General features: G+C 69.8%; 8 protein-coding genes. 4 read left to right on the top strand and 4 right to left on the bottom strand.

The genetic code is table 11. The annotated features are described in order from the left end of the window. A partial coding sequence (locus D7X74_RS37450) for a sigma factor (protein ID WP_304984946.1) occupies positions 1-289 on the bottom strand: 289 nt, incomplete at its 3' end. A 123-nt stretch (positions 290-412) separates the two neighbouring features. Between D7X74_RS37450 and nhaR the strand changes: the two genes are divergently transcribed. Continuing rightward, positions 413-1,312, top strand: coding sequence for a transcriptional activator NhaR (gene nhaR / locus D7X74_RS37445; protein ID WP_120537771.1), 900 nt, complete (start codon positions 413-415; stop codon positions 1,310-1,312). A gap of 7 nt (positions 1,313-1,319) precedes the next feature. On the opposite strand, the gene D7X74_RS37440 is transcribed toward nhaR, so the two are convergent. Both D7X74_RS37440 and D7X74_RS37435 read right to left on the bottom strand, forming a co-directional pair. Then, on the bottom strand, positions 1,320-2,918 hold the full coding sequence (locus D7X74_RS37440) for an amidohydrolase (RefSeq protein ID WP_120537770.1): 1,599 nt from the start codon (positions 2,916-2,918) through the stop codon (positions 1,320-1,322). 11 nt (positions 2,919-2,929) lie between these two features. Further along, positions 2,930-3,145, bottom strand: a complete 216-nt coding sequence (locus tag D7X74_RS37435) for a hypothetical protein (protein WP_120537769.1) — start codon at positions 3,143-3,145, stop codon at positions 2,930-2,932. A 233-nt stretch (positions 3,146-3,378) separates the two neighbouring features. Here D7X74_RS37435 and D7X74_RS37430 point away from each other — a divergent pair, with 233 nt between their 5' ends. Continuing rightward, positions 3,379-4,764 carry a nodulation protein NfeD gene (locus D7X74_RS37430; protein ID WP_120537768.1) on the top strand — a complete coding sequence of 462 codons (1,386 nt, stop codon included), beginning with the start codon at positions 3,379-3,381 and terminating at the stop codon, positions 4,762-4,764. Next, positions 4,761-5,597 (top strand): slipin family protein, encoded by an 837-nt coding sequence (locus D7X74_RS37425; protein ID WP_120537767.1) that lies wholly within the window; start codon positions 4,761-4,763, stop codon positions 5,595-5,597. Before D7X74_RS37430 ends, D7X74_RS37425 begins: the two co-directional genes overlap by 4 nt. 24 nt (positions 5,598-5,621) lie before the next feature. On the opposite strand, the gene D7X74_RS37420 is transcribed toward D7X74_RS37425, so the two are convergent. Beyond that, entirely contained in the window at positions 5,622-6,314 is a 693-nt protein-coding gene (locus D7X74_RS37420; RefSeq protein WP_120537766.1) for a hypothetical protein, read from the bottom strand. A 167-nt stretch (positions 6,315-6,481) separates the two neighbouring features. Between D7X74_RS37420 and D7X74_RS37415 the strand changes: the two genes are divergently transcribed. Further along, the gene (locus D7X74_RS37415) at positions 6,482-6,931 is read left to right on the top strand and encodes a hypothetical protein (protein ID WP_120537765.1); all 450 of its coding nucleotides are present in this window, start codon (positions 6,482-6,484) and stop codon (positions 6,929-6,931) included. Positions 6,932-6,963: the final 32 nt, after the last annotated feature.

The following is a 6,963-nucleotide window of genomic DNA, read 5'->3' as shown; positions in this document are numbered from 1 at the left end:
CCACACTCCAGGTGCGCGAGACGTAGGCCCGGATGCGCGCGCGGATCCACTGCTGCGCGTACGCCCCGAACGGCACACCCCGCTCCTCGAACCGGCGCGCCGCCTCCACCAGGCCCACGTTGCCTTCCGCCATCAGCTCTTCCAGCGACAAGCCCGTCCACCGGTACTTCCAGGCCAGACGCCGGACCAGCTCCAAGTGCCCCCGCACCCGGATCTCCACTTCCGCCGCATCCACCCCATCCCCCACACCCTCAACCGTGGACACGCGCTCCTCGTAGATGGCTTCCATGAACGCACCTCCCCAATCAGTCCTCCGCACACCCATCGCGCGGTGACAGGCGTAGAGATAAGCGGGCACGACTCATAAAAAAATGAGCTAGTTTGGATGCATCCCTTCGGTTATTCCTAAGTGATGAACTGGCTCAACTACCACCATCTCCTGTATTTCTGGACGGTTGCGCGAGCCGGCAGCATCGCCAGGGCCAGCGAAGAGCTGCACCTCGCCCAGCCGACCATCAGCACGCAGATCAAGCTCCTCGAGGAGTCCCTGGGCCACCAGCTCTTCGAGCGCAAGGGTCGCAAGCTCGTCCTCTCCGACGTGGGCCGCACCGTCATGCGCTACGCGGATGAAATCTTCCGCCTGGGCAACGAGCTGAAGAACGTCGTCTCCGGGTTGCCCACGGGGCAGCAGCTGCGCCTCAACGTGGGCGTGCTGGACGTCATCCCCAAGCTCGTCGCCGAGCAGCTGCTCAAGCCCGCGCTGGATGCCGGGCCTTCGCTGCGCATCATCTGCCGCGAGAGCCCCCTGCCCCAACTGCTCGCGCAGCTGGCGCTGCATGAGCTGGACGTGGTGCTCGCGGACGCCCCCGGCTCCGAGCCCGTCAGCGTCCGGTCCTTCAACCACCTGCTGGGCAAGTGCGGCGTGACGTTCTTCGCGGCGGCGCCGCTCGCGCACCTGCGCAAGGACTTCCCGCGCTCCCTGGACGGTGCGCCCATGCTGCTGCCGTCGGAGGAGTCCTCCGTGCGCCGCTCGCTGGATTTGTGGTTCGAGCGCCGGGGCGTCCGCCCCCTCATCGCCGGGGACTTCGACGACAGCGCCCTGCTCCAGGCCTTCGGACAGAAGGGCCACGGCATCTTCGCCATGCCGTCCATCATCGACGCGGAGGTGCAACGGCAGTTCAACGTCACCGCCATCGGGCACACCGACGAAATCGAGCAGTGCTTCTACGCCATCACCGTGGAGCGCCGCCTGCGCCACCCCGCCGTCGTGGCCATCGCCGAGGCCGCGCGTTCGCACATCTTCGGCGGGTGACGCGGCGTCAGTCCTCCGCCCGGAACACCTCCGCGCCCGCCACCACCGTGGCCAGCACGCGCGCCTCCACCAGCGCGGCCGCGGGCCCCTCCACCGGGTCCTCCGACAGCGCGACGAAGTCCGCGTCCATGCCCGGCTTCAGCCTTCCGCGCCGGACCTCCTCGAAGGACGCCCACGCGGGCCCCACGGTGAAGCCCTCCAGGGATTCGGTCGCGCTCAGGCGCTCTTCCGGATACCAGCCACCCTCCGGCCAGCCTTTCGCGTCCTGCCGCGTGCGCGCCGCGTAGAGCCCCGCGAGCACGTCCGGGTTCTCGATGGGGAAGTCACTGCCCAGCGCCAGGTGCGCGCCCGCGTCCTTCAGCGAGCGCCACGCATAGGCGCCCTTCAGCCGCTCGCTCCCCAGCCGCGTCCGTGCCCAGCGCATGTCACTGGTGGCGTGCGTGGGCTGCACGCTGGCCACCAGCCCCGCGGCGCCCAGGCGCTGGATGTCCTCCGGCCGCAGGATCTGCGCGTGTTCCACGCGGTGGCGCAGCGCCTGCGTTCCCGTCCGCTCCGCACCCCGCAACAGCACGTCCACCACCAGCGTGTTCGCGCGGTCCCCGATGGCGTGGATGCACACCTGGAAGCCCCGGCCCATGAAGGCCTGGGCGCGGGCTTCAAGTTCCTCCGGCGACAGGAGCAGCAGGCCGCGCTGGCCGGGCTCGTCGCTGTAGTCGTCATGCAGCGCCGCGCCCCGGCTGCCCAGCGCTCCGTCCGCCAGGAACTTCACCGCGCGCATCGAAAGGTGACGACCGTGCCAGGGGCCCTGCTCCAGGTAGCCGTGGCGCTCCTCGCCCTGGCCCGCGGCCATCGCGTAGACGCGCAGGGGCAGCGTCCCCTCCAGGTCCCATGCCTGCAACGCGCGGAAGGCATCCAGGTCCATGCCGGCGTCGTGCACGCCCGTGAGCCCGACCCGGGCACAGCGCTCCAGCGCCGCGCGCAGGCGCGTCTCCAGTTGTTCGCGCGTAGGGGCGGGCATGGCCGCGGTCACCGCGTCCATCGCGTTGTCCACCAGGACGCCCGTGGGCTCGCCCCGAGCATCCTTGAGGATGCGGCCACCTTCCGGATCCGGCGTGCTCCGCGAGATGCCCGCGCGGCGCAGCGCTTCGCCGTTCACCCAGGCCGCATGATGATCCACCCGCGTGAGCAACACCGGCGTCCAGGGGAAGCGCTGGTCCAGCTCCGCGCGGCCTGGGAACTCGCCGCCGGGCCACCCGGTCTGGTCCCAGCCTTTTCCGAGCAACCAGTCCCCCTGGAAGCTGGAGGCGGGGGCCTGCGCCAGCCGCTGGAGGACCTCCTCCACCGAGGCCGACTGCTCCAGCCGCACCGTCGTCAGGCTCTTGCCCAGCCCGTGCAGGTGCGCGTGCGCGTCCACCAGGCCGGGCACCACCGTGGCCGCGCCCAGGTCCACCTCGCGCGCGTCCGGGCCCGCTGCGGCGCGGACCTCATCGAGTGTCCCCACCGCGAGCAGACGCGCCTCGCGCACCGCCAGCGCCTGCGCGAGGGGACGCTCCGGATCCAACGTCCACACCCGCGCGGCCTTGTAGACCGTCGTCTCCACCGTCATGCGGAGGAAGACTACCCGGCTTCGGAGGCGCCACCGTCCACGCCCGGCGCGTTGATGGGACCAGCGGGGCCCGCGGGTTCACTGGGCACGTTCTGGCTGGGCTCGCGGGCCGTGTCCGGACCCTGGAGGGGCTCCTGGTTCTCGGTTCCGGGAGGCTGGGTGGTCTTGCAGGCCACCGCTCCAGCGGTCAGACCCAGAGCAGCGATGAGCAGCACGGCACGGCGCATGAAACCTCCTGAGGATGTGCGAGAGGCCGACCCTAGGGAGGTGCGTCCTCCTCCAGCAACGCGCATCCCCTCCAACGTCCACCATTGGATGCCCGTACAGGCCTCCAGTCCCTCCCTGGCCGGCCGCTCCCCGGGCCCCCGACCTCGGGGCCCTGTCACGCCTCGCGGGGATGCGCACCGTTGGCGAAGTCGGTGTGCGCTCGGGATGTGCGCACCGGAAGGATGCGCCCGGCATGCGGGAGAACGTCGCCAGAGGAGCGGGAGCCCTGCGTTTCGCGGAGGCCCGACGCCGTCACGGGCTCTGGGCCTGCGTCCTGCTCTTCCTCTTCGCTGGCCTCTTCGCTTCAGCGGGCCCCGCGACAGCGGCTTCGTCCGTCATCGCCCGGTGTGAACTGGAGGGCGTGGTGGATGCCGGTTCGGGCGCCTATCTCGCGGACTGCGTGAAGCGCGCGGAGGACCAGGGCGCCCACGCGCTGCTCGTGCGGCTGGACACCCCGGGCGGCTCCCTGGAGGCCACCCGCACCATCGTGCGTGCGTTCCTGGGCTCGCGCGTCCCGGTGCTCGTGTGGGTGGGACCTTCGGGGGCACATGCCGGCAGCGCGGGCGTCTTCATCGCGCTCGCCTCCAACGTGAGTGCCATGGCGCCCGGGACGAACATCGGTGCCGCGCATCCCGTGGGCCCCCGGGGCGAGGACGTCGAACAGGACGGAGGCGAACAGCTCGCGCGGAAGATTGAGAACGACACCGTCGCCTTCGCGGAAGGCATCGCCCGGCAGCGGGGCCGCAATCCTGAATGGGCCGCCGCCGCCGTGCGCGACAGCGCCAGTGTTCCCGCCGACCGCGCCGTGGAGCTGCGCGTGGTGGAGTTCGTCGCGCCCACCGAGGCCGCGTTCCTCTCCGCCGTCGAGGGCCGCCGCGTGGAGGTCGCCAGCGGTGACACCGTGACGCTCGCCACGCGCGATGCCCAGGTCGTGTCGCTGGAGCCGGGGCTTTCACAGCGGGTCGTGCATGCGCTCGCACAGCCGTCCATCGTCTACCTGCTGTTCCTCGTCGCGGCGCTGGGGCTGGTGGTGGAGCTGTCCCATCCGGGCGCGGTGGCGCCGGGGCTCGTGGGCGTCGTGGCGCTGGTGCTCGCGATGGTGGCGTCGGCCACGCTGCCGGTGCGCTCCGGCGCGCTGGTGCTGATGCTCGTGGGAGTGGGGCTCATCATCGCGGAGCTCTTCGTCACCAGCGGGCTGCTGGGCGCTTCGGGCGTGGGCCTGTTGATACTGGGTGGCGTGTTCCTGGTGGATCGCTTCGAACCGGACTGGTTCGTGGAGCCGTCCTTCCGACTGTCGTGGGGCGTGATGTTGCCCACCGCCCTCATGCTCGCGGGGGCCGCGGCCTTCGTCGCGTACCGCAGCGCCCAGACACGCAAGCTGCCGCAGTTGGGCGGTGACGCGGGGCTCATCGGGGAGGCGGGCACGGCGTTGGGGCCCGTCACGCCTTCGGGCGGTGAGGTGTTCGTCCACGGCGAGCGCTGGCGCGCCGTCTCCTTCACCCCCATCCACGAGGGCGCCCACGTGGTGGTGCGCGCCGTGGAGGGGCTCACCCTCACCGTCGCGGAGGCGATGCCATGAACGAACTGTTCGGCGCCCTGGGCTTCCTCATTCCCCTGGCCCTGTTGTTCCTCCTCTTCGCCTCCGGCGTGCGCATCGTCACCGAGTACCAGAACGGCGTCGTGTTCCGGCTGGGCCGCTTCGTGGGCCTCAAGCGCGCGGGCTTCCGCTGGCTCATCCCGTTCATTGAACGCATGGTCATCATCGACCTGCGCACCGTGGCGCGCGACGTGCCCCCGCAGGACGTCATCACCAAGGACAACGTCAGCGTGAAGGTCAACGCCGTCGTCTACTTCCGCGTCATCCAGGCGGACAAGGCCGTGCTCCAGGTGGAGGACTACCTGTATGCCACCAGCCAGATTGCGCAGACCACGCTGCGCGCCATCCTGGGCCAGGTGGAGCTGGACGAACTCTTGTCCCAGCGCGAGCGCATCAATCATGAACTCCAGCAGGTGCTGGATGCGCGCACCGACCCGTGGGGCGTCAAGGTGTCCAACGTGGAGGTGAAGCACATCGACCTGCCGCTGGAGATGCAGCGGGCCATCGCGCGTCAGGCCGAAGCCGAACGCGAGCGCCGCGCGAAGATCATCGCCGCCGAGGGCGAACACCAGGCCGCGGAGAAGCTCGCCCAGGCCGCGGACGTGCTCAGCCGCAACCCCGCCACCCTCCAGCTGCGCTACCTCCAGACGCTGGTGGAGATTACAGGCGGCGGCAACCACACCATCCTGCCCATCCCCCTGGAGCTGATCCGCGCGTTCGGCGCAGCGGTCGCGCAGCCGCCGCGTCCGGAGCCTTCACGGCGTGACAGCGACGAGGAGGACGAAGACTCGTCGCCCGGTGCGGGCCTGACCTGACACCCCCTGGGACTTCTCCCCCCTTCAGGGAGCCGGCTTCTTCGCGAGCGAGCGGACCACGAACTTCGAGTCGACGTATTCGAGGGTGCCCAGGGCCTTTCCGTAGACGCTGGCCGGCTCATCGACGCCGGCGGTAACCCGGATGGACCGACCCTTGCGCGGCAGGTGGAAGTCCAGGATGGAGCCTCCCCAATCCTTGAGGGTCTTCTCCTGCAGGCCCTTCTTGCCCTTGGGCGCGATGAGCCCTGCGTCGGCGTAGAGCTGGAGGGCCTGCGCGGTTGAGATCCGGAGGGCCGCGTTGTCGGCCTTGAAGCCGTCCTTGTCACATCGGAAGGCTTCGATATGGGTCACGGACACGCCCTCGCCCACGAGCACCAGGTGGTAGCCCTCCGGGTTCTTGAAGAGGGCGGCTTCGTAGGTCCCGTCGGGATTCTTGTCCCCCGTGGACACGAAGCCATTGGGCACGTCGCGAACCTTCCAGTCCTTGCCGATGAACTCCTCCGCGACGGACTCCACGTACTCCCCCGACTCCACGAGCCGCGCGAGCTCCTCTTCGGAGACCTCCGCCTTCGGCTGGGCGGCGCTCGCCTTGAGATGAGTCTCCAGGTGCTGGAGCGCGGTCTCGATGTTGGTGGTGGCGCAGCCCGCGCGAGCCACCGGCTTCGCGGGAGGAGCCGAGGCCAGGGCCAGGACGACAACGGTGTTCAAGAGCAGCACGACAATTCCTTTCGTCAGGATGGCAGGCAGGCAAGCCCGGAGCCGGCGGCACTCTACCTGCTGCCCGCTCCGGCTTCGTGGAGGGGTGCGGGGGGCCCCTGATGCGCGGAGTCTGGGATGTCCACTACACTCCGGGCACCGCCCCAAGCCTGCCCGCCGGAGTCTCCATGCTCTTCGCACCGAAGGTGTTTCCCAAGCTGTCTTCGCTGAGCCACTCGGGACGTTCGATGTACGTCTGGGTCTACTACACGATCCCGCTCGCCTTCACGCTGCTGCTGGTGCCCGGGCTGTTCCTCAAGGTGATGGGCATCTCACCGGGGGCGGCGGACGGGGACCTGTTCTTCATGCGGCTGGCGGGCGCGCTGCTGGTGTCCATGTCGTTCATGTCCCATCAGGCGGCCATCCTGGACATGCGCCAGTTCTTCATCTGGGCGGTGATGGGGCGCACCTTCATCGTGCTGGTGCTCATCATCTGCACGGCGCTGGGCCTGTGTAATCCCATCGTCACGTTCTTCGGCTGCATCGACTTCAGCGGCGCCATGTGGACGCTCATGGGGCTGCGCCGCGACGCGGCCGAGGCGCGCGGACAGCAAGCCCTCGCGCAGCCCACGCCCTGACACCTCCGTCCCCACACCTGTCTCTTATACAC

It is taken from the genome of Corallococcus sp. CA047B, from assembly GCF_003612065.1.
GTDB classification, from domain to species: domain Bacteria; phylum Myxococcota; class Myxococcia; order Myxococcales; family Myxococcaceae; genus Corallococcus; species Corallococcus praedator.
This window is presented reverse-complemented; position numbering and strand designations above follow the sequence as displayed.